Source organism: Capnocytophaga cynodegmi DSM 19736, assembly GCF_000379185.1.
Lineage (GTDB): Bacteria > Bacteroidota > Bacteroidia > Flavobacteriales > Flavobacteriaceae > Capnocytophaga > Capnocytophaga cynodegmi.
This window is the reverse complement of record NZ_KB900735.1, coordinates 1-22,590: the sequence shown is the minus strand read 5'-3', so window position 1 is coordinate 22,590 and position 22,590 is coordinate 1. Positions and strand designations below refer to the sequence as shown.

Annotated in this window: 21 protein-coding genes and 1 pseudogene; 4 read left to right on the top strand and 18 right to left on the bottom strand. The window is 34.0% G+C overall.

Translation table 11 applies throughout. The features are described from left to right. Positions 1-135: 135 nt before the first annotated feature. The 5 genes from gcvP to YW9_RS0109515 form a co-directional block, all read right to left on the bottom strand. Positions 136-2,982, bottom strand: a complete 2,847-nt coding sequence (gcvP, locus tag YW9_RS0109535; RefSeq protein ID WP_018279942.1) for an aminomethyl-transferring glycine dehydrogenase — start codon at positions 2,980-2,982, stop codon at positions 136-138. Positions 2,983-3,103: 121 nt separating this feature from the next. Beyond that, positions 3,104-3,490: a pyrophosphohydrolase domain-containing protein gene (locus YW9_RS0109530; protein WP_018279941.1), complete on the bottom strand. Its 387-nt coding sequence runs from the start codon at positions 3,488-3,490 to the stop codon at positions 3,104-3,106. 79 nt (positions 3,491-3,569) lie between these two features. Then, complete coding sequence (locus tag YW9_RS0109525) at positions 3,570-4,028, bottom strand: lipocalin-like domain-containing protein (RefSeq protein ID WP_018279940.1); 459 nt, start codon at positions 4,026-4,028, stop codon at positions 3,570-3,572. Between the two features lie 128 nt (positions 4,029-4,156). After that, on the bottom strand, positions 4,157-5,065 hold the full coding sequence (locus YW9_RS0109520; protein WP_018279939.1) for a bifunctional metallophosphatase/5'-nucleotidase: 909 nt from the start codon (positions 5,063-5,065) through the stop codon (positions 4,157-4,159). Between the two features lie 21 nt (positions 5,066-5,086). After that, positions 5,087-5,875, bottom strand: coding sequence for a 5'-nucleotidase C-terminal domain-containing protein (locus YW9_RS0109515; RefSeq protein ID WP_026193947.1), 789 nt, complete (start codon positions 5,873-5,875; stop codon positions 5,087-5,089). 64 nt (positions 5,876-5,939) lie between these two features. Here YW9_RS0109515 and YW9_RS0109510 point away from each other — a divergent pair, with 64 nt between their 5' ends. Then, positions 5,940-6,455 carry a DUF6913 domain-containing protein gene (locus YW9_RS0109510; RefSeq protein ID WP_018279937.1) on the top strand — a complete coding sequence of 172 codons (516 nt, stop codon included), beginning with the start codon at positions 5,940-5,942 and terminating at the stop codon, positions 6,453-6,455. Positions 6,456-6,475: 20 nt separating this feature from the next. Continuing rightward, on the top strand, positions 6,476-7,360 hold the full coding sequence (dapA, locus tag YW9_RS0109505; protein WP_018279936.1) for a 4-hydroxy-tetrahydrodipicolinate synthase: 885 nt from the start codon (positions 6,476-6,478) through the stop codon (positions 7,358-7,360). 26 nt (positions 7,361-7,386) lie between these two features. Here dapA and YW9_RS0109500 read toward each other — a convergent pair whose 3' ends face one another. The 3 genes and pseudogenes from YW9_RS0109500 to YW9_RS0109485 form a co-directional block, all read right to left on the bottom strand. After that, complete coding sequence (locus YW9_RS0109500; protein ID WP_018279935.1) at positions 7,387-8,604, bottom strand: metallophosphoesterase; 1,218 nt, start codon at positions 8,602-8,604, stop codon at positions 7,387-7,389. An 81-nt stretch (positions 8,605-8,685) separates the two neighbouring features. Continuing rightward, positions 8,686-9,468: pseudogene (locus YW9_RS12785) on the bottom strand (glycoside hydrolase family 16 protein). A gap of 126 nt (positions 9,469-9,594) precedes the next feature. Next, a complete protein-coding gene (locus YW9_RS0109485; RefSeq protein ID WP_018279932.1) occupies positions 9,595-10,317 on the bottom strand; it encodes a copper homeostasis protein CutC in 723 nt (240 codons plus the stop codon). A 147-nt stretch (positions 10,318-10,464) separates the two neighbouring features. On the opposite strand from YW9_RS0109485, the gene cdd reads away from it, so the two are divergent. Then, positions 10,465-10,941, top strand: a complete 477-nt coding sequence (gene cdd, locus YW9_RS0109480) for a cytidine deaminase (RefSeq protein WP_018279931.1) — start codon at positions 10,465-10,467, stop codon at positions 10,939-10,941. 50 nt (positions 10,942-10,991) lie between these two features. On the opposite strand, the gene YW9_RS0109475 is transcribed toward cdd, so the two are convergent. From YW9_RS0109475 to YW9_RS0109425, 10 genes are all read right to left on the bottom strand, one after another. After that, positions 10,992-13,397 (bottom strand): 3-hydroxyacyl-CoA dehydrogenase/enoyl-CoA hydratase family protein, encoded by a 2,406-nt coding sequence (locus tag YW9_RS0109475; protein WP_018279930.1) that lies wholly within the window; start codon positions 13,395-13,397, stop codon positions 10,992-10,994. 187 nt (positions 13,398-13,584) lie between these two features. Then, positions 13,585-14,244: a PAS domain-containing protein gene (locus tag YW9_RS0109470; protein WP_018279929.1), complete on the bottom strand. Its 660-nt coding sequence runs from the start codon at positions 14,242-14,244 to the stop codon at positions 13,585-13,587. 36 nt (positions 14,245-14,280) lie between these two features. Next, complete coding sequence (locus YW9_RS0109465; RefSeq protein WP_018279928.1) at positions 14,281-14,967, bottom strand: PAS domain-containing protein; 687 nt, start codon at positions 14,965-14,967, stop codon at positions 14,281-14,283. Between the two features lie 255 nt (positions 14,968-15,222). Next, positions 15,223-15,741, bottom strand: coding sequence for a GNAT family N-acetyltransferase (locus YW9_RS0109460; protein ID WP_018279927.1), 519 nt, complete (start codon positions 15,739-15,741; stop codon positions 15,223-15,225). Positions 15,742-15,755: 14 nt separating this feature from the next. Beyond that, positions 15,756-16,547 (bottom strand): diaminopimelate epimerase, encoded by a 792-nt coding sequence (dapF, locus tag YW9_RS0109455; protein WP_018279926.1) that lies wholly within the window; start codon positions 16,545-16,547, stop codon positions 15,756-15,758. A gap of 15 nt (positions 16,548-16,562) precedes the next feature. Then, positions 16,563-17,381: a phosphatidate cytidylyltransferase gene (locus tag YW9_RS0109450; RefSeq protein ID WP_026193946.1), complete on the bottom strand. Its 819-nt coding sequence runs from the start codon at positions 17,379-17,381 to the stop codon at positions 16,563-16,565. A 19-nt stretch (positions 17,382-17,400) separates the two neighbouring features. Further along, positions 17,401-18,000 carry an LUD domain-containing protein gene (locus YW9_RS0109445; protein WP_018279924.1) on the bottom strand — a complete coding sequence of 200 codons (600 nt, stop codon included), beginning with the start codon at positions 17,998-18,000 and terminating at the stop codon, positions 17,401-17,403. 114 nt (positions 18,001-18,114) lie between these two features. Continuing rightward, positions 18,115-20,097, bottom strand: coding sequence for an ATP-dependent zinc metalloprotease FtsH (gene ftsH / locus YW9_RS0109440; RefSeq protein WP_018279923.1), 1,983 nt, complete (start codon positions 20,095-20,097; stop codon positions 18,115-18,117). Positions 20,098-20,101: 4 nt separating this feature from the next. Next, complete coding sequence (rsfS, locus tag YW9_RS0109435) at positions 20,102-20,479, bottom strand: ribosome silencing factor (protein ID WP_018279922.1); 378 nt, start codon at positions 20,477-20,479, stop codon at positions 20,102-20,104. Positions 20,480-20,800: 321 nt separating this feature from the next. Beyond that, positions 20,801-21,811 (bottom strand): META domain-containing protein, encoded by a 1,011-nt coding sequence (locus YW9_RS0109425; RefSeq protein WP_018279920.1) that lies wholly within the window; start codon positions 21,809-21,811, stop codon positions 20,801-20,803. A gap of 495 nt (positions 21,812-22,306) precedes the next feature. On the opposite strand from YW9_RS0109425, the gene YW9_RS12780 reads away from it, so the two are divergent. Next, the coding region (locus YW9_RS12780) for an Arm DNA-binding domain-containing protein (protein ID WP_040354086.1) at positions 22,307-22,590 on the top strand (284 nt) is incomplete at its 3' end.

Sequence of the window (22,590 nt, the reverse complement as noted above, 5' to 3'; positions counted from 1 at the left end):
CAAAGGTACTACTTTTTATCAAAACTACAAAATAGGAAAAGTCAAAATAACTGACCTAAAAATAAAATCTCCCAGGATGAAAAAGATTTTTTCTTTCCCAAACTGAGAGATTTTTATCAAATTTACAATATGATTTTACATATAACTTTCAATAGGAGCACAAGAACAAATTAGGTTTCGGTCGCCGTGTGCATCATTCACTCTGCGAACGGTTGGCCAGAATTTGTTTTCAGCAATAGATTCCAATGGGAAAGCTGCTTTTTGTCGGCTATATGGCAAATTCCATGTATCGGCTGTAATCATTGAAAGCGTGTGTGGAGCTTCCTTCAACACGTTAGTCTGGTCAGTTGGAGAAGCTTCTTCAATTTCTCTGCGGATAGAAATCATCGCATCAATGAATAAATCCAATTGAGCTTTGCTCTCGCTTTCAGTAGGTTCAACCATCAACGTTCCTGCCACTGGGAAAGAAAGCGTTGGTGCGTGGAAACCATAGTCCATTAAGCGTTTAGCAATATCAATAGCCTCAATGCCATTTTGTTTGAACGGACGACAATCCAAAATCATTTCGTGGGCAGCTCTACCTTGTTCTCCCGTATAAAGAATTTCATAATGTTTTTTCAAATTCTCTTTCAAGTAATTTGCATTTAAAATAGCAAATTTCGTAGCATTTGTTAAGCCCTCTCCACCAAGCATTTTGATGTATGCGTAAGAAATTAAGCAAACGTAAGCACTTCCGAAAGGAGCCGAAGAAACTGCCGTGATAGCCTCACTTCCTCCTGTGGCAACTACCGGATTAGTAGGCAAGAACGGAGCCAAATGTTTAGCTACACAAATAGGTCCTACACCTGGTCCACCACCTCCGTGCGGAATTGCGAAAGTTTTGTGCAAGTTCAAATGACAAACGTCTGCCCCAATGGTTCCTGGATTGGTAAGCCCCACTTGAGCATTCATATTTGCCCCGTCCATATACACTTGTCCGCCGTTTTTGTGAATAATATCAATAATTTCAACAATAGATGACTCAAACACCCCGTGTGTTGATGGGTAAGTAATCATCACCGCAGCCAAATTATCTTTGTGTTTTTCAGCCTTTTCTTTCAAATCGGCAACATCGATATTTCCTTTTTCGTCCGTTTTGGTAACCACTACTTGCATTCCTGCCATTACTGCCGAAGCTGGATTTGTTCCGTGGGCTGATGAAGGAATTAAACAAATATTTCGATGTCCTTCTCCGTTAGAAATATGGTATTGGCGAATAACCATCAAACCTGCATACTCACCATTAGCTCCCGAATTAGGCTGAAGCGATGTCGCTGCAAATCCAGTAATAACAGAAAGTGATTTTTCAAGCTCGGTAAGCATTTCGTGATAGCCTTCCGCTTGATTTTTAGGCACAAATGGGTGAATGTTTGCCCACTGAGCCATACTTAAAGGAAGCATTTCCGTAGCTGCATTGAGCTTCATTGTACAAGACCCCAACGAAATCATCGAATGATTTAAAGAAAGGTCTTTTCTTTCTAACTTCTTGATATAACGCATCATATCTGTTTCACTATGATACGAATTGAACACAGGAGCAGTTAAAAATTCACTTTGACGACGCAACGCCTCTGAAATAACACTCTTTTCTTCTAAAAAAGTTAGCTCCACTTTTTGTTTGCCTTCTGCTTCTGCGAAAACTGCTAAAATAGCATTAAGTTCCTCTACTCCCACAGTTTCATTAAGTGAGATGTTTACAGTTTCTGCGTCAGGATAGTAGAAATTAATTTCATTAGCTTCGGCTATAGCTTTGATTTTTTCAGCTTTTGCTTTTACTGAAAGTGTATCGAAGAAGTTTTTAGTATTCACTTGGAAGCCCAATTTTTCCAAATTGTTTTTCAAAGTTACAGTAGCATTGTGAAGTTTACCAGCGATGAACTCCAAACCTTTTGGTCCGTGATAAACCGCATACATTCCTGCCATTACCGCCAACAACACTTGAGCCGTACAAATATTAGAAGTTGCTTTATCGCGTTTGATATGTTGCTCACGTGTTTGGAGAGCCATTCGCAAAGCTGGATTTCCGTCTGCATCAATAGTAATACCAATGATACGCCCTGGAATGGAACGTTTGTATTCGTCACGTGTTGCAAAATAAGCTGCGTGAGGACCTCCGTAACCCAACGGGATACCAAAACGTTGCGAAGTTCCTACCACCACATCTGCACCAAATTTTGCAGGAGCTTCAAGCAGAACCAAACTCAACAAATCAGCTGCAACAACTACTTTTATATCCAAACTATGAGCTTTAGCTACAAAATCAGCATAATTGTACACCTCTCCATTAGTTCCTGAAGGATATTGAACAATCGCACCGAAATAACTCTCGTCCAAAGTTATCGTTTCGTGATCGCCCACTACTAACTCAATACCAAAAGGAACAGCTCGGGTTTGTAATACAGAAAGCGTTTGTGGAAAAATCGTTTCAGAAACGAAGAATTTATTAACGTTATTCTTTTTCTGTTCGCGAGTACGTAAATCAAGCAACATAGCCATTGCCTCAGCAGCAGCTGTCCCTTCATCTAACAAAGACGCATTAGCAATTTCCATTCCCGTAAGGTCAAGAACAACAGTTTGATAATTAAGTAACGCTTCCAACCTACCTTGTGCAATTTCAGCCTGATACGGTGTGTAGGCAGTGTACCAACCTGGATTTTCAAAAATATTTCGCTTGATTACCGAAGGAGTAATAGCCTCATTGTAACCCAACCCAATATAGGATTTAAAAACTTTATTTTTTTCCGCCAATTCCCCTACGTGTTGTAAAAATTGATATTCGCTGATACCTTTTGGCAGATTTAAAGGCGATTGCAAACGAATATGTCTGGGAATGGTTTGGTCAATCAATTGGTCTAAACTATCAGCACCAATTGCATTGAGCATCTGTGGAACGTCATTATGAGCTATCCCAATATGACGTAATTCAAATTTTTCTGTATTCATAATTGTATGTAAATCAATTTTGATTATTAAACGTACAAATTTATAATTTTTTTTATGAAACAACAAAGTAATAATCAACAAAAACCAAACGTTTCAATCCTCATTATCCAAATTTTATTGTTTAGTTTTCCAAAATCTTTGCAATGTTGGGTTTGAAGTAGTTTGCTCCTTTCATTACCTTTCCATCTTCGCGATAAATAGGGTTTCCATTTTCATCAAGTTTACTCATATTACTGCGATGAATTTCGCTAAAAACTTCTTCTATTTTGTGCTGAAGTCCGTGCTCAATGATTGTTCCACAAAGAATGTAAAGCATATCTCCCAAAGCATCTGCTACTTCCACAATGTCTTTATTTCGTGCGGCTTCCAAATATTCTTCATTTTCTTCTGCCATCAACTTAAATCGCAAGTTAATAATTTCATCTTTCAAATTAACTGTAGGCTCTTGCTTTATTCCCAATCCAAAAGCCTTGTGAAAATCTGCTACAGATTTTAATTTATTTTGCATTTCAAATACTTTTTATATTGTTTAAAAATTAAAAACACCTGCAAAAAGGCAAGTGTTTTTTGTATATTCTCTAATAATTTTATCGTTTTTTGTATGTACTTACTATTTTTCTGTTTAGTATATTGTATGTCAAAGTCAACTTTCCTTCCTTGAAAGTAAAAGGAATTTCAGCAACAAGACCTTCTTCACTTTTCCCAGAAATTATATCATCTGAAATTGTATAAGTCCAATTTATTGGCTTTTCGACACAAATACCTCCAGCTAACAACCCTATGTATGTTGTGAATGTAGTTTCCTGAAAAATAGCATAACTTTTCTTTTCACAATCGCTAAGAACACGCTCTTTATCATTAATTTGCATCGAAACTATCTCCCAAGTACCCACAAAAGGATTTTTTTTAGGAGCTTCTTTCTCTTCATCTTCTTTAACATTGGAAGAAGAATCCGTTGGCGGCTTAATCTCTTTTTCATCATCTTTCCCGCAAGAAATCACTAATGAACTAAAAATAAGCACAATAAATGTTACAATTTTTCTCATAATAATTTGCTTCTACAAAAATTTGATTACAAAAGAACAAAATATTTCCGAATAAGCAAAAGTAATTTTGACCAGTTCAAAAAATAAGAAAACCATATAAAATTTTGTTCTTGTTAATCAGATTTTTCTTAAACTTCTATACTCACTGAACTATTTTGGATATTTTTACCTTCTTCAAAATAAAAATCAATTCTTCCTAAATTAATTCCAAAACACCCAACCTGATTAACTAAAGTTATGTTTCCTTTTTTGTTTGTAACTAAGGTGGGTTTTGGCAAGAAAGTATGCGTGTGACCTCCTATAATTAAATCTATTTCAGATGTTTGCTCAGCAATTTTCAGGTCACATATTCTATCATCATTATCGTATTTGTATCCTAAATGCGACAAACAAATTACCAAATCACACTTTTCTTCTTTTCGCAATTTATACTCCATATCTTGAGCAATTTCAAGTGGATCCAAGTAATTGGTTTCCTTATAATTATCCTTATTTACTAAATTCTCCAACTTAATTCCCAAACCGAAGACACCTATGCGAATTCCATCAACGATATAAACTTTGTAAGGCTTTGTATGTCCGTCCATTATCGTGTTTCTGAAATCATAGTTTGCTGTCAGAAAATCAAACTTTGCGTGAGGAAGTTGAGCAAATAATCCATCTATTCCGTTATCAAAATCGTGATTTCCGATTGTTGCTGCATCATATTTCAGCATCGACATTAATTTGAACTCTAATTCACCTCCATAGAAATTGAAATACGGAGTTCCTTGAAAAATATCACCCGCATCGAATAAAAGCGTATTAGGATTCTCTCTCCGTATTTTTTCTACCAAATAGGCACGTCTGGCAACTCCTCCTTTATTAGGATTTCTTGGGTCATTTTCCGAAATGGGGTCTATATGGCTATGAGTATCATTGGTGTGAAGAATGGTTATTTTTTTTGTGTTTTGAGGCTTCATTGAAAGCGATAAACCTCCCAATCCTACAAATAATGATGTTGCTCCTATCCCTTGTATAAATCGTCTTCTTTCCATAATCTTATTCGTAAATTTAGTTTACTTATCTTCAATAAGAATAAATCTGTCATCTCTTTTTGCTTGTATCGCATCTACTTTTTTGAAATAGTCAACAAGTATATTTCGTATCAGATAATCTGTTTCATAAACACTTACTGAATTTTGAAAAAATATCATTTTGTCACCTCCGTGCATCAAATAATCAGAAGTAGCCACAACATACGTTGCATTAGTATCAATCGTTCTGCCATTGATTGTAAAAAGCTCTATATCACCTTTTTTTGTAATGTGGAGCTTAACGTGGCTTGAAAGAGGATGAGGTGTTTTGGTCTTAATCAGATATTGAGCCATTTCATTAATTTTTTCTCCTTTCATTTCCAAAACTACCAATTTATTCTCAAAAGGCATCAAGTTATAAGCACTTCCTAACGTCACGTTTCCTTGTGGCAAGTCAGAACGAATTCCTCCCCAATTGAGTAAAACAAAATCAATATTTTTTCCTGTTCTTTCAGAATAAATAGGATTAATTATCTCGAACGAAGCATCTGCTATTAAGTTCCCTATTGGAGCATTTAACTGACTGGCCTCTTTAACCAAAGCTTCAGGGTTATATGTTAAAATCGCTTCTATTTCTTTGTAAACGTGTTTCTTATAAGGTAGTATAAATTTCTCTATTTCATCATTTTTACCTTTATGGTCATTCCCTATTTCTATATTTTCACCTTGAATTGAAATCAAATTGTTTTTTACAGGCTTACAGGAAATAAAACAACTAATCGTTACAAATACAACAAAAGAATATTTCATTCTTAAATATAACTTTTTCATAAATGGTTCTTATTTATAAATTTTTATCTCTATCTTTGCGAACAGAGCGTAAAAGTAATAAATTTTGGAATTTCTAAAAAATTATTTTCTAAAAAAACAAATTCAGAAGAATTTAAAAGCCTTAGAAAGATATTCTGCAAGGTTTGGGAACTCCGTTTCAAAAATAGGCTGTATCATTGATATGGACATAGTTAAGGATGTTGAGCCACTTTTAGAATTAGTGAAATACTACAATTTACGTCCTGAAAACTACATTTTTTTAGGATATAAACAAAAATCGGAAGAAACCCACACAAACGGACTCCCCTTTTTAATAGATAAAGAAATTAATTGGCAAGGAAAAGTTCGTAACTATCACGCTGACAGGCTTTCAGAACAGGAGTACGACATCTTGATAAATTATTTTAAAAACCCAAAATTGCCTCTACTATTGCTTTCTTCGTCCATAAAAGCCAAACTACGAATTGGTTTTGAGGGCATTGGTGATGAATATAACGATATAATTATCAATTGTAAGTTGGAAGAGAAGGCTGTTTTTGCCACCGAAGTTAAAAAAGTTCTGTCAACAATGTTAAAATAAATTCAAAAAACATACCATATATGGAACAATTAAGAGGAACAGGAGTTGCACTAATTACTCCATTCACATCTGATAATAAAGTAGATACAGAAGCTCTAACAAAACTCGTAAATTATGTAATTGATGGCGGAGTAGAATATCTTGTAGTTTTGGGAACCACAAGTGAAGTCCCTACGTTAACCAAAGACGAAAAGAAATTAGTTTGTGAAACCATTATCGAAGCTAACAAACAACGTTTACCTTTAGTTATTGGAATCGGAGGAAACAACACACAAGCAGTCATTGATGAAATAAATGATTTTGACTTATCGGAGTTTACGGCTATTTTATCCGTTACACCATATTACAATAAGCCTTCACAGAATGGATTATATGCACATTTCTCCGAAATTGCAAAAAATTCTCCATTGCCTATTATTTTGTATAATGTACCAGGACGTACAGGAGTTTCAATGAGTGCTGATACGATAAATCGTTTAGCAAAAAACTTTGAAAACATAATTGCAGTAAAAGAGGCTTCTGGCGATTTGTCACTGAATATGGCGGTAATAAAGGATAAACCCGAGGATTTTCTCTTTATTTCAGGAGATGATTTTTCAACACTTCCTTCAGTATTTATGGGTGGTTCAGGAGTAATTTCTGTAATAGGAATTGCTTTCCCAAAAGAATTTTCTGAAATGGTGAGACTCGGACTAAAAGGAGAAGTAGAAAAAGCCAGAGCTATTCACTATCAACTGATGAAACAAACAAATTTAGCTTTTAAAGAAGGTAATCCTGTGGGAATCAAAGCTATTTTAGCAGAAAAAGGCTTATGTAAACCTTATGTTCGTTTGCCTTTGGTGGAGGCATCGAATAGCTTAAAGGCTGAAATTAAAGCAGATATACAAATTATCAGTAAATTATAAAAAAGTGGAGAATTCTCTCCACTTTTTTAATTTCTTTTCTTTCTCAATTCAATTACGGTAATTTCTGGCCAAATTCCGATTCTTCCAGGAAATGCGTGATAACCAAATCCACGATTAACATTCAGTTTTTTTCCTGCCTCCTCATACATTCCTGCCCAATATTTGTAAGTCCATTTTGAAGGACTCCATTTCACAAGTCCCTCTATTTCAATACCTACTTGCATTCCGTGCGTATGTCCGCTGAGTGTTAGTTGGATATTTTTATTTTCAGGTAACACTTCGTACTCCCAATGCGTTGGGTCGTGACTTAAAAGAATCTTAAAATCCTCATCTGAAACGTTTTGCATTGCTTTTTCCAAATCGCCATACTTTGAAAATCGTCCGTGTCCCCAGTTTTCAACTCCCAAAATGGCAATCCTTTCTCCATTTTTTTCAATATAACGATGGTCGTTCAAAATCAAATCGAATCCCATTTCACGTTGTATTTCTTTTAAATCTTCAAGGTTTTTTGCCTTTGCTTCGGGAGTTTCCCAAGAGGAATAATCTCCATAATCGTGATTTCCTAAAACGGAAAAGACACCATCTTTAGCCTTTAATTGCTTCAAAATATCTTTCCAAGGAAGCAACTCACTAGCCAAATTATTTACAATATCACCCGTAATCATAATGGCATCGCTCCGCTGTTGGTTAATCAAATCTATTCCGTATTGTATTTTCGATTTGTTATCAAGACTTCCTGCGTGAATGTCAGATATTTGAGTTATCCGATACCCATCAAAAGCCTCTGGCAAATCGTCAAAATAAAGTGTGTATTTCCAAACTTTGTAGTTGTACTTCCCTTTTGTGACACCATAAATCACAGACACAAATGGAATGGAAGCAATACCTAAAGCCAACAAACTGACAAATTTCCTTCTTGATGGAATTGATTTATCAGCTGCTGATTTATACCGAAATATCGCAACACCAATCCGTTGTATATCTTCCAAAAATAAAATAAAAGACAACACAACAAGTATGATAAACCAAGTAATTAACGCCCCCATTGAGTACTGCTGAAAGATAGTCCATACGGCTTTGGTACGAAAGAGCCACTGCAAAACTACATTTACAATAACCAAAACAGAAATCGCTCCAAAAACATACCTACCCTTTTGAGAAATTTTCAGCGTTTTCAGAGCTTGATTAGCATAACGTGCAAGTAAAAGATAAACAACTATAAATAAAATGAGTATTATGTACATATTTTCAAATAAAATTCTTCTTCATTTTCGTAAGAAGTACAAAAATCATTCCTAAAATTTTCAATTTTCACCTTATACAAATTATTTTTGATAATATCTAACCCAATCAACATACATACGGATTGGTTTTTCAAAATCAGGAACATCTCCAACCCAAGAGCCTCCTAACTGCATATCAATCAATAAATAAAAAGGTTTTCCGAAAGGAAATTATTCTGGATTTCCTTCAATACGAGGATATGAAAACGTAAATTGCTCATTGACGTAAAAACGCAATTCGTTAGGCTGAATTTCTACTGCATAGGTATTATAATCGTCTGGATTAATGGGAAAAGTAGTATAATGCTTAGGATTTTCCTTATTATTTTGTGTGTATTGCGTGTGTATGGTTTGATATACAAAATTATCAAAATTCAATCGTTCCAAAATATCAATTTCACCACCGTAAGGCCATTTTCCTACCTTTGGAAGCATCCAAATTGCTGACCAAGAGCCTTGTGTAGCCTCAAGTTTACAACGAATTTCCACCTTTCCGTATTCAAAATATTTCCCGTTTTTGGTAAAAACACCTCCTGTTACAAATTTAGAAGAATCATCTGGAGCGATGTCATTTTTCTTCCCAATAAGTATCAGTTTTCCATTTTTGATTTCAAAAAGTGATTCGTCCAAACTCATTGTGTTATTCCAATCAGATTTACCACGCGGAATTTTTGACCAAACGCCTGTAGAAAAAATATCATCTCTTTCAAAATCATCTTCCCAAACCAATCGCCACTTCTTTTCTTTTTTGCTACCAATTTCAGAAGAAGTTTTACAGCCCACCATCAGGAATACAGAACAAAGGAATATCAAAATTTTTCTCATTTTCAAATAATTTTAGTTGAAGAATTTCCTTTCAAATAAATAACTGAAAATAAAATATTTAAAAGTAAACAATATAAGATTTTACTTGTAATTGTGTAAAACTTTCAGAAAAATAAACACAGAAGTTTACTTCAAGGCGTTCATAATAGTTTTTATCTGTTCGATTCCTGAAATTGGACGCACCGATTCATCTAAAAAACTTGCCGTATTGAAAGAAAAAGGCATTTCGTTAGCTGACTTCTCAAAAACGGTGCCTGAAAAATGTACTTCGTTAAATCCTGCTTCTTTAATCTTTAAAATTGTTTGTGGATTAATTCCTCCTCCTGGCATAATGGTAATCTTTCCTTCAGCCTGCTGATTAAGTTTTTTAAGTACGTCTAACCCTTCCACAGCTGATTTTTTTCCTCCTGAAGTTAAAATACGTTTTACTCCCAAAGTTTTTAATAGATTTAAGGCTTCTTCTGGATTAGGAACGCAGTCAAAAGCTCGGTGATAGATGAAATCAATATCTCCCGCCGCCTCAATCAATTGTTGTGTACGCTCTTTATCTATGGTGTTGTCGGTATTTAAAACCCCTGTAACCACACCTTTACAGCCTAATTCTCTACAAAAACTAATATCACGGAACATCACATCAAATTCCTCATCTGTGTAAGTAAAATTTCCACTTCTTGGACGTATCAAAACACAATTTTCGATAGAAAGTTCGTCCATAACTTTTTTAATAAGCCCATAACTTGGAGTAACTCCTCCTACTCCTAATTCACTACACAATTCAATGCGATTTGCTCCTGCCAATTGAGCGTTCCTTGCTGATTCAAAGGAACTTGCACATATTTCAAAAACCATAATTGATGTTATTTTATTAAACTAATTGATAAAAAAAGATTTATTTCACTACCTTTTTTCAATTTTGGACACAAAAATACAATTAATAAATGATTATTTTCTTATATTTGTTGCTCTAAGAGTAAAACTTAATATTCTTTTAACAAAATGGAACGTGAACTAACAATAAAGTATAGCATTTTTGATAATATTGATGAGCTACCCTACGAAATACAAAAATTAATGGAAGAAGCTATCAAAGCGAGGGAAAATGCCTACGCCACGTATTCAGGTTTTAAAGTGGGGGCTGCTGTTCTTCTGGAAAATGGAGAAATTTGCATTGGGTCAAATCAAGAAAATGCGGCTTATCCGTCAGGTTTATGTGCTGAACGTGTGGCAGTTTACCAAGCCTCAGCCCGATTCCCTAAACAAGTTATTAAAGCTATCGCACTCACGGGAACAGCCCAAGAGCCTACCGAGTATCCTGTTTCTCCTTGCGGTGCTTGTCGGCAATCAATTTCAGAATATGAAATTCGCCAGAAAAAGAATATTAACGTCTATTTTATGGGGGCTTCAGGAAAAATCATCAAAACAGAATCCATCAAAGACCTTCTACCTTTTTTATTTGATGGAAGTCTTTTATAAATTAAAAAACGAGATAATACTCAATATATCTCGTTTTTTTACCTTCACTTTTAATTTCTTAAAGGTTTTCCATTTTGCAACATATATTGGATACGTTCCAAAGTTTTGCGTTCTGTACAAAGTGACAAGAAAGCTTCTCGTTCTAACTCCAAAAGATATTGCTCCGAAACCAATGTGGGTTCGGAAAGATCTCCTCCCGACATCACATAAGCCAATTTGTTAGCAATTTTTTTATCATATTCCGAAATATAATTTGCTACATTCATTGAGTTTGTGCCAACTAAAAAGGCTCCAAGTGACTGTTTACCAAGTACCTTAATATCAGTTCTTTCTATAGGCTTGGTGTAACCTGCCTCGGCAAGAAGCAAAGCGTGTTTTTTGGCTTCAGCAATTTGTCGCATTTTATTCACTACAACGATATCCTTACCCTTTTGGAAGATATCCAAATCAAAGGCTTCATACGCCGAAGTCGAAACTTTCGCCATACCGATAGTTAAAAAATATTCTTGCAAACGATTAAGTTCCACATCATTTTTTCTCAAGGAATCTGAAGCTCTGAGTGTTAATTCTTTTGTACCTCCTCCACCAGGGATAACTCCAACTCCAAACTCTACCAAACCGATGTACGTTTCAGCAGCTGCAACAACTTTATCAGCGTGTAAACATAATTCGCAACCGCCACCTAATGTCATTCCGTGTGGAGCTGCAATTGTTGGTATGGAAGAATATCGCATACGCATCATCGTATCCTGAAAATACTTGATTGTCATATACAATTCATCGTATTCTTGCTCTACAGCCATCATAAATATCATTGCGATATTTGCCCCCACAGAAAAGTTAGACACTTGATTACCAACAACTAATCCCTGAAAATCTTTTTCCGCTAAGTCTATCGCTTTATTGATTCCTTGAAGAACACCACCTCCAATAGTATTCATTTTTGAATGAAACTCCAAATTCAAAATGCCATCACCCATATCTAAAATACTGGCTTCGGCGTTTTTCCAGATAGTTTTTGTAGGACGGATATTATCCAGAATAATGAATCCTTCTTGCCCTGATTTTTTCAAGTATTTTTTATTCGAAATATCATAATAATATGTAAATCCGTATTTTATCATATAGAAAGACTCATTTCCTGAAGCAATCATTTCTGTAATCCACAAGGCTGGTTCGTATCCTTCAGATTGCATTAAAGCAATTCCTTGTTTGACCCCAATTGCGTCCCAAATTTCAAAAGGACCATTTAGCCAACCAAAACCTGCTTTCATTGCATCATCAATACGATATAACTCATCTGAAATTTCAGGAATACGATGCTGAATGTAGGCAAAAAGTGCCGCAAATGTTTTACGATAGAATTCTCCTGCCTTATCAGTTCCTTTTATCAAAATTGGGAAACGTTCAAGTACATTTTCAACAGATTTTGTGAGTTCCAATGTAGCAAATGACGCTTTTTTTGAAGACTCATACTGCATTGTATTCAAATTCAGCTCTAAAATTTCATTTTTTCCATCTTTAGAAGCTACTTTTTTGTAAAAACCTTGTTTTGTTTTCTCTCCCAGATAATTATTTTCAATCATTTTCTGAATAAAATCAGGAAGAACAAATAAACTTCGGGCTTCGTCATTCGGGCAATTCTGAGCTAATCCGTTGGCAACGTGTACCAATGTATCCAAGCCTACCAAGTCTGCCGTTCGGAAAGTTGCTGATTTAGGACGCCCAATCACTACTCCTGTTAATTTATCTACTTCTGAAACTTTTAATCCTAAAACTTTTATTGTATGAAATATATTCATTATGCCAAACACACCAATGCGGTTACCGATGAATGCTGGTGTATCCTTAGCTAAAACAGCTGTCTTCCCTAAAAATTTTTCTCCGTAAGATAGTAAGAAATCAACCACTTCAGGTTTACAATCCGCACTTGGAACTACTTCAAAAAGTTGAAGATAACGAGGTGGATTAAAAAAATGTGTTATGGCAAAATGTTTTCTGAAATCTTCGCTTCTTCCTTCGCTCATAAAAGAAATAGGAATTCCTGAAGTATTAGAAGTTATCAGCGTACCTTCTTTTCGATATTTTTCAATGGTGTCGAAAACGGATTTTTTAACATCTAATCGTTCTACAACTACCTCAATTATCCAATCGGCTTCTTTGATTTTTGTAATATCATCTTCCAAATTGCCTGTTTTTATGCGTTTGGCAAAATTTGTATGATAAATTGGAGATGGTTTTGACTTTAATATTTTTGTCAAATTATCATTCACAATCCTATTTCTTACCTCTTTATCAGTAAGCGAAAGTCCTTTTTTTAGTTTATTTTCATTTAGTTCTTTAGTAAGAATATCCAACAATAGCACTTCCACGCCTACATTAGCAAAATGACAAGCGATGCTACTGCCCATAATACCTGATCCAATGACAGCAACTTTTTTGATTCTTCGTTTCATAATTTACACATTTTATATTCAAGTAAAATTTTCAAATCAGAACACTAAATATTTTAAATGAAAATATTTGTCTTTCCTCACCAAAGGTAGGAAATAATTTAAAAGTTAGAAAATATTATTACAAAAAAACAGATGCGCCAAATTAAAGTTGATGCATCTGTTAAAAATGTATTAATTAAAATGAATGCTATGAGAACAATTTCTCAAAAAAGCTCTTACGCTTCAAATTCATCTGGTCATTTACGTGGTAAATATCATCTGAAATAACACTTGTATTGTCATTCATCATTGTTGGTGTAGTATCCATAAAAGATGGTTTTTCCTGTGTTTCGGACATAATGCTAATCACAAAGTCCATATAGTCTTTTCCTTGTTTTACTAAGTAATTCTTAAAAAATCGACTACTTAATTCTATTCCTCCAATTTTTTCAAGTCTGAGTAGTGTTTCATAAAAAGGAGCAATATGGTTATCTATAGCACTTTGGGGGACAGACTTTCTTCTTCCTATATAATGAGTAATATTTCCCATTATATCCCTTCTTATTTCGAAATCTGTAACCACCCAATAATATTCTCCAGACTTTGTCATATTTTTCACAATTCCAACAAAATTATTACCTTTCTTAAGGTTGTCCCATAACATTTTGAACACAACTTTAGGCATATCTGGGTGGCGAATTATGCTATGAGGCTGACCGATAAGTTCTGCGGGGCTATATCCAGAAACCTCACAAAACACATCATTTACATTGGTAATAGTACCAAAACTATCTGTTTCACTAATAATGGTCTTAGTTTTATCCCAATCTACCTCTTTATCTATTGGTATTGGTCTGTTTATCATCATTTTTTGTTTTTTAGTTAGAAAATATTGTCAGTAATTTTATTGAAATAATCTTTCAAAAAAACTTTTTCGTTTATCTTCAGGCTCGTTGTTGCTTAGTATGTGTATGTCATTGGAAATTTCTCTGTTTGGTTCAAAAGACGCGGCGGGAACATCTTCAAAAGAGAGACTAACCTTATTCTTTGTCACAATATCGACAATAAAACCAATGTAATCCTTTCCTTCTTTATCCATATAATTTTTTAAAAAACGACCACTCAAATCCATTCCTCCTATCTTCTCTAATTTTAATAGAGTTTCGTATAAGGGAGCTATGTGATTGTCGATTATATCTTTTGAGACGGACTTCTGTCTGGCAATATAATTAGTTACGTTGCCTAAAATGTCTTTCTGAGCTATGAAATCTGCTATTACCCAATAGTATTCTCCAGACTTTGATAAATTTTTAATAATCCCAACAAAATTATTCTCATTTTTTAGATTATCCCACAACATTTTGAAGATAAGTTTGGGCATATCTGGGTGACGAACGATGCTATGTGGCTGACCAATCATCTCAACAATAGAATAACCACTCACATCGCAAAATGCATCGTTAACCTCCACAATTCTTCCATAAATATCAGTTTCGCTAACGATGATTTTCGACTTATCCCAAATAACTTCCATATCAATTGGAAGTGGTTTTTCTACGGTTAGTTCAATATCTTGATAGTCTGTAATCATAACTCATACTCGTCACCGACAAAATTAAGGAAAAAGATAGGATAAAACCTTTTTTAATATCTTATTTTTTTGCTAAAATTTGATGAGTGATTTAACATAATTTAAAGAAATTATTTTCAGATAATCGATTTTTATTCAACTTTATTCATATTATTTAATCACTACAAATAACATCACACGCATCATAAAAAAACTTTGCCAAACACTTCCATTAGCAAAGTTTTCCACAAAAACGATATTTTAAAAAAATATTCTCTATAGTTTTCTCTGATATATTATCACATCTTTAAATTTTCCTTGAGAAAAAATCCAATCCTTTTTGATTCCATAAGAAGTAAAACCGAGCTTTTCAAAAAGTTTTATACTGACCATATTGTCCTCTGGGATATAAGCTATCAATTGGTATAAATCAAGGTATTTTTCGCAATGGTTCATTAAATTTTGTAATGCTTTTTGACCAATTCCCTGCCCTTGATATTTTTCAAGAACAGTAATACCCACACAAGCTCTTTTATTTTTAGGGTCAAAACCATACAAATCTATACAACCAAACAATTGATTATCGAAAGAAGAAATCACATATCTGAATTGTTTTGCTTCATAAATATCTTGCTTTGCATTTTGTATATATTCTTGTAACAAAAACTTTGAAAAAGGAATCTGAGTTTGGCTCACTTCCCATAAACTTTCTTGATTTTCAAGTTCATACAAAAAATTAACATCTTCAGGTTCTAACGCACGAAGTTTTATTGATTTTTCTTTCAAAAAATTCATTTTCAATATTTTTACTATACTTTTACCTCAAAATTACCCTCAAAAACAAAAGTTGCAGCACCACACAAATAAACATTTTCATATCCTTTTTCTTTTCTTTTAAAAAGAACTTTCAAATCCCCACCCAAAGTTTGTAGACATACTTCATTACTAGTGGTTTTCCCGATATGATGCATAGAAATCGCCACAGCAGTCGCCCCCGTTCCGCAAGAATAGGTTTCAGCTTCTACACCTCGTTCATAAGTACGTATATTGAATGTATTTTTATTTTGTTGGTTCACAAAATTAACATTACTTCCTCCTTTATCTTTGTAAAGTTCTCCATATCTGATTTTTGCCCCTTCTGCATTAACATTAATTTTATCCATATTATCAACCACTTGCACGTGATGTGGAGAACCTGTATCTAAAAAAATATAATCTTTTTCAACTTGGATGACTTCTACATTTTTCATTTGTAGCTGTACTTCTCCTTCTTTATTGATTTGTGCTGAATGCTCACCATCCGTGGCAATAAAAAAAGTCCTATCGGAAATTATCCCAAGCTGTTTTGCAAAAGCCACAACACATCTTCCTCCATTACCACACATTGAGCTTTCATTTCCATCAGAATTATAGTAAACCATTCTAAAATCATAGTTTTCAGCACTTTCCAAAAGGATTAAGCCATCTGCCCCAATGCCAAATCTACGATGACACAGAAAAGCAATCAATTTTTGGTCATTTTTAGGAAAATTTCCTTTCCGATTATCTATCATCACAAAATCGTTTCCTGTGCCTTGATACTTAGAAAAATTTACAGTCATTCTTTGGGTTATTTATCAATTAAAATAATCTAAAATTTGTAATACTAAAAAGGCGAAAGGTGATGCAAAAACAAGACTATCAAGCCTATCGAGTAATCCTCCGTGTCCAGGTAAAATAGTTCCACTATCCTTCACATTGGCTACACGCTTGAAGCTTGATTCTACAAGGTCGCCTATAGTTCCAGTAATGACTAAAACGACTGCCAAAACAATCCACTCCCACGTTCCTTTACTACTATAAACAGCTATAATATAAGACGTTATTACTGCTCCTACAAGTCCACCGACAAAACCCTCTATTGTCTTTTTAGGAGAAATACGCTCAAAAAGTTTGTGTTTACCAAAAGATTTCCCCATTAAATATGCAAAACTATCACTTGCCCAAATAATACATAGAATTCCAATCATTGTAACTTGAGCATCAAACTGCGAATATGCTAATTCCTTCTTGTATATCAACGGGATAAAAACGCAACCACCACCGATGTACAACAGACTGATTAACAACTTATATCCATTATCCCGAAGCCGCAATGGTGTTTTTCCGTAAAAGAGCAACAAAGTTAAATATACATTAGCCAAAATAGTAAATAACAAAAATATGTAAACAGAAAAAACACTGACTTTCAGATGAATGAACAGCCACCAAATGAATAAAAAGATTATAAAAACAGATAAACCCTTGAGCCTGACAAGCTTCTTAAATTCGAAAATACAAATTATTCCAAAGGATAAAAATAAAAAATCGAATGCACTAACGTCCAGCATTATAGCTGAAAGCAAAAGGAAAATATAAATAAATCCTGTTATCGCTCGTTTAAATAATTCGTTCACAAATTATTATTTTTTGAATTTATAAATCTTCTAACAGAATGAGATACGTTTTTTTGTAAGTTCCTCCGTAATTCATAATATCATTCTGATTTCTATCTTCTTTAAAACTACGAAGCGTTACCAAGCCTGTAGGTTTTCGTTTGGTATATTTAAAGTTAATTCCTCGCATACCTTCTGTAATATCTTTTACCATTTGGCTTGTTTTGGCAAAAACTATAAAAATTTCTGGAAGTTCCTCTGTTTTCTTCTGTTTCAACTGGTTTGACGATAACATAATCCCTCCCAATGTAGTAATTAAATACTCACAATCAGTTAAATAAACATTAGAATCTTGTATATTCGATGTAAAAAGAGAATCATATTCCTCAAACATACTTTTTAAACTTCCGTTAGAATAACTTATTTTTACATCTACTCCTATCTCTTTCAGAATATTACGAAAAACCCCTTGCACCTCAAAATCAGAAGTACAATAAATGAATTTCCCTCCGTTTTCATTAAATTTGATAGCAAATTGCTCATCAGCAGGTATATCATCATCAAAAATGGAATTAACTTGGGAAACTTCTTTTTTTGATTCGCTATTTCGTGTACTAAATATTTTCTTAAAAAAATTCATTAATTTTACTACATTTTAGTAGTTATACGCAATTGATGGGTAAAAGTACAAAAAAAACTTGATTGTTTTTCAAAATACAATCAAGTTTTTACAAACTTTATTTTTAATTATTTCCTAATATTCACCCTCAGTTTTTTCTTCTTGAGATTTATTTTGCTCATTATCAGAATTTTGTTCAACTACCTGTTTAAAATTTCGGATTCCAAAAATAGCTTCCAAATCTTCCTTAAATATCACTTCCCTTTCTAAAAGAAGGTTTGCTAAAGCAATTAATTTATCTTTGTTATCAGTTAATATTTTAATCGCTCTTTCATACTGATTTTCAATTATTTTAGAAATTTCCTCATCAATTAAATGAGCTGTTTTTTCACTATATGGCTTTGCAAAACTATACTCAGACTGCCCTGACGAATCATAATAAGTTAAATTTCCTACCTTATCGTTCAATCCGTAAATTGTAACCATCGCACGAGCTTGTTTTGTTACCTTTTCTAAATCGCTTAAAGCTCCTGTTGAAATTTTATCAAACATTACCTTTTCAGCAGCACGTCCTCCTAGAGCAGCACACATTTCATCAAGAATTTGCTCAGTACGAACAATTTGTCTTTCTTCAGGCAAATACCAAGCTGCCCCTAAAGACTGACCTCTTGGAACTATAGTCACCTTCACTAACGGAGCAGCGTGTTCCAATAACCAACTTACTGTAGCGTGTCCAGCTTCGTGAAAAGCAATCGCTTCACGCTCTTCTGGTGTTATTATTTTGGTCTTTTTCTCAAGCCCTCCTATAATTCTATCAACAGCATCTAAAAAGTCTTGCTTATTCACGGCTGTTTTTCCCTTACGTGCTGCAATCAAAGCTGCCTCATTGCAAACGTTAGCAATATCTGCTCCTGAAAAACCAGGAGTTTGCTTCGCCAAAAATTCTATATCCAATGTTTCAGTAGTTTTTATCGGACGTAAATGAACTTGGAAAATTTCCTTGCGTTCATTCAAATTAGGAAGCTCAACGTAAATTTGTCGGTCAAAACGCCCAGCTCTCATCAAAGCCTTATCAAGAATATCGGCACGATTTGTAGCAGCTAAAACAATCACATTGGTATGCGTTCCGAAACCATCCATTTCAGTAAGTAACTGATTCAGAGTATTTTCCCTTTCATCATTTGCCCCTGTAAAATTATTCTTACCTCTGGCTCGACCTATAGCATCTATCTCATCAATAAAAATAATTGCTGGTGATTTTTCTTTTGCTTGTTTGAACAAATCACGTACTCGAGAGGCTCCAACCCCCACAAACATCTCTACAAAATCAGAACCTGAAAGAGAGAAAAAAGGCACTTGAGCTTCACCTGCAACAGCCTTAGCCAACAATGTTTTTCCTGTTCCCGGAGGACCTACAAGCAATGCTCCTTTTGGAATTTTTCCTCCTAAAGAAGTATACTTATCTGGATTTTTAAGAAAATCAACTATTTCCTGAACTTCTTCTTTAGCACCTTCTAAACCTGCGACATCTTGGAAACTAACACGAACTTCTTTCTTCTCATCAAAAAGACGTGCTTTTGACTTTCCAATGCTAAAAATTTGTCCGCCTCCAGCTCCTCCGCCTCCAGCCATTCTTCTCATAAGGAAAATCCAAAGACCTATCACTAACACAAAAGGGAGAATAGAAAGTAACAAATCGGACAGCAAATTTTTTTGTGTTTTGTTCTCACGAGTTGTTGTCAAATTATTTTCTTGTACAATCTGGTCGAAGCGATTTTCAAAATTACTCAAATCTCCCAATTCAAAATGATACTGAGGAACATCGTTTTGGATATTAGTGCTTTGAAGCACACCTTTGCCTGGTTTTACATCTTTGTGTTCTTCCTTGTTTAAAGCGTCTTGTGTTAGATACACATTTGCTTCTTTTCGATTGACAATCACAGTTTTGCTGATATCCCCATTACGCAAGAATTCCTCAAATTTTGACTGAGGTATTTCCTTTGGCTGATTCCACAAACTTCCTTCTGAAAAAAGATTAAATCCTAATATGACAGCTATTAGTATGGCGTAAATCCAATAAGCTGAAAATCGAGGTCTATTCGTTTTATTTTCTGACATATGTCTAATAGTTAGTTTCTATATTTATGAATTTAGCATCTCCCCACAATCCCTCAATATCGTAGTGTTCGCGAATATGTTTTTGAAAAATATGAACCACAACATCTACGTAATCAATCAATACCCATTCTGCATTGCTTTCACCTTCCACGTGCCAAGGCTTTATATGTCCTTCTCCCTGACTTACAACTCTTTGTACAGCCCCTGAAATGGCATTTACTTGCGTATTAGACGAACCATTACATAAAATAAAGTAATCACACACTGTGTTTTCAATATCTCGTAAATCCATAATGGTTATGTCAGTTCCTTTTACTTTTTCGATACCTTTGATAATATCACTAATCAACTGATTTGATGTAATTTCTTTCTTAAATGTCATTAATCTCTGTTTGAAAAATTTTTTTATATTACAATTTTCTGAACTCTCTATTTATAAAACCGCAAATGTACAGCTTTAAACTGATATGTGCTAATAAACCAGCGAAAAAACGCAAAAACCATTCCAAAATAGTATTAACAAAATATTCCACTAAAACTCCAGACAAAGTTTTCCTAAAAAGTATTTATTACCGACAATTTGTCAGAAAAATACAGCTTTTCAATATTTTTAGTAAAAACTTTCATTCTTTGGTAGGTAAAGAATTTAACTCTATCAAATTGTTTCAAAAGCCAAAACATACAACACAAAAAAAGAGGATTTTTAATCCCCCTTTATAAAAGCAAGTACTTCATTTCCTTGAGCATCATACAGCGTCAGATTTAATTCCTCAAGCTTATAGGAAGTTACCTTTTCCATAGCTTGGTTGTACTGATTGGCAATTTCCATTTCAGGACATAATTTGGCGGTTACCCCTATTCCTGCGAAGACAATTTTCTCATCAGTAAGCTGCTCAATCTGACCGAAATAATTATTACAACTATCATTTCCGCTGATGCTCATTTCAGTAAGATTGATTTCCAACATCGGAATGCCTTCTTTTTTCTCAATCGACTTTCCTCCAATGCGAACAGCTCCCCAAATATCGTGCAAACGCTCATTTACCTTCTTTTTAGGACTGAAAATCAGTATCTCTTTATTTGAAGCATCTGACAAAATCAATTTTCCGTCGTTTATTTTGAAAGTACGCACTTCGGACAATGCTGTGAAATACGCCATTTCGATATTGTCTTCCATACACATTTTTTTGGTTGCCCCCACTTTGCCAAACTGAATTTTATTCTGATGAAGTTCTGTAATCGTTCCGAAATAATTGTTACATCCGCCAACTCCGTTTATTTTTTTCTCTTGCAAATGAAGTTCCAAATTGGGCTTTAATGATTGTGTAACTTGGTTTCCGTTAAGTTTTTCCAACGTCCAATTTCCGTTAAGTTCAAAAGACATCTCTTTCTGTTTTTCAATTTCTTTTATCATTGTGTATTTTATCGAAAAAGCATCGGCAGGGACATTTTTGCTATCCAATTGTGTTTCTTTGACTTGTATCTTCTTAAAAAATCCTTCCTCAAAAACAAAATTCTCTATCGGGGCGTAAAAATATTCCCATTGAGCTTTATCAAGGTCTTCATTTTTAGAAACTTGCAGACATTGGGCTTTTCCTGCTCCTGCATCACAATCTACTTTTACAGAATTCACCCAATAAATTTGTTCTTTTGAAGTAGAACACGCCGAAAAGGCACCTCCAATTGCCAAAAAAAGAATATATTTTAATTTCATATCTTAATAATTTAAAAATTTGCTAAGCATTACTACAAAAAGCATTCCATTTTCGCACAAAATCTGGATCTTTTATTTCTACTTAGGAAGTAAATTCGAGGCTTTTTTCTACCTTTAAACATAAAAAAGACACATTACATTGTGTATTTGTGTGTTTTAGGTTCTGTTATTCTTTCGTGATAAAAATAGTAAATTGAGTTCATTATTTATTTTCATACATTGTTCTTTTCCTTAGATGAAAAGAACTAAGCGACAAAGGTAAGCAAAAAGCTGTAATATACACATACTAAATGGTTTAGTTTGTTATCAGGAAAGTGTTGGAAAGCAAGGAATAAGGTAATTTGACGGGTAAAAACAAAGTTAGGTTTCTAAATCGTTACCTAATGGTGGTTTTAAATATTTTAAGTAAAATACTATATTTCAGTGTTTTGCACTTGTTTTCATAGCGTATGGTAACTCAATAGAAATTAATTTTGTAATTTAAAAAGTTGAGTTATGCAAGTAAAAAAATCAACCTTCAAAGTGCTTTTCTATCTGAAAAAAAATGCTCCTAAGAAAAACGGAAAAGTNGCCATTATGGGTAGAATTACCATTGATGGTAAAATTGCCCAATTTAGTACTAAGCTCGAAATTTTTCCCAATAAATGGGATTTGAAATTCGGNAAAGTTTTAGGTAAGAGTGAAGAAGCTCTTTCATTAAATCGCAAATTGGAAGAGTTAAGAATACGTTTGGTCAATCAGTACGACCATCTGATGAAAACGGATGGATTTGCTACTGC

Coding starts and splice junctions, on each gene's coding strand:
- gcvP (WP_018279942.1), bottom strand. CDS start 2,982: ATGAATACAGAAAAATTTGAATTACGTCATATTGGGATAGCTCATAAT.
- YW9_RS0109530 (WP_018279941.1), bottom strand. CDS start 3,490: ATGCAAAATAAATTAAAATCTGTAGCAGATTTTCACAAGGCTTTTGGA.
- YW9_RS0109525 (WP_018279940.1), bottom strand. CDS start 4,028: ATGAGAAAAATTGTAACATTTATTGTGCTTATTTTTAGTTCATTAGTG.
- YW9_RS0109520 (WP_018279939.1), bottom strand. CDS start 5,065: ATGGAAAGAAGACGATTTATACAAGGGATAGGAGCAACATCATTATTT.
- YW9_RS0109515 (WP_026193947.1), bottom strand. CDS start 5,875: ATGAAAAAGTTATATTTAAGAATGAAATATTCTTTTGTTGTATTTGTA.
- dapA (WP_018279936.1), top strand. CDS start 6,476: ATGGAACAATTAAGAGGAACAGGAGTTGCACTAATTACTCCATTCACA.
- YW9_RS0109500 (WP_018279935.1), bottom strand. CDS start 8,604: ATGTACATAATACTCATTTTATTTATAGTTGTTTATCTTTTACTTGCA.
- YW9_RS0109485 (WP_018279932.1), bottom strand. CDS start 10,317: ATGGTTTTTGAAATATGTGCAAGTTCCTTTGAATCAGCAAGGAACGCT.
- cdd (WP_018279931.1), top strand. CDS start 10,465: ATGGAACGTGAACTAACAATAAAGTATAGCATTTTTGATAATATTGAT.
- YW9_RS0109475 (WP_018279930.1), bottom strand. CDS start 13,397: ATGAAACGAAGAATCAAAAAAGTTGCTGTCATTGGATCAGGTATTATG.
- YW9_RS0109470 (WP_018279929.1), bottom strand. CDS start 14,244: ATGATGATAAACAGACCAATACCAATAGATAAAGAGGTAGATTGGGAT.
- YW9_RS0109465 (WP_018279928.1), bottom strand. CDS start 14,967: ATGATTACAGACTATCAAGATATTGAACTAACCGTAGAAAAACCACTT.
- YW9_RS0109460 (WP_018279927.1), bottom strand. CDS start 15,741: ATGAATTTTTTGAAAGAAAAATCAATAAAACTTCGTGCGTTAGAACCT.
- dapF (WP_018279926.1), bottom strand. CDS start 16,547: ATGACTGTAAATTTTTCTAAGTATCAAGGCACAGGAAACGATTTTGTG.
- YW9_RS0109445 (WP_018279924.1), bottom strand. CDS start 18,000: ATGAATTTTTTTAAGAAAATATTTAGTACACGAAATAGCGAATCAAAA.
- ftsH (WP_018279923.1), bottom strand. CDS start 20,097: ATGTCAGAAAATAAAACGAATAGACCTCGATTTTCAGCTTATTGGATT.
- rsfS (WP_018279922.1), bottom strand. CDS start 20,479: ATGACATTTAAGAAAGAAATTACATCAAATCAGTTGATTAGTGATATT.
- YW9_RS0109425 (WP_018279920.1), bottom strand. CDS start 21,811: ATGAAATTAAAATATATTCTTTTTTTGGCAATTGGAGGTGCCTTTTCG.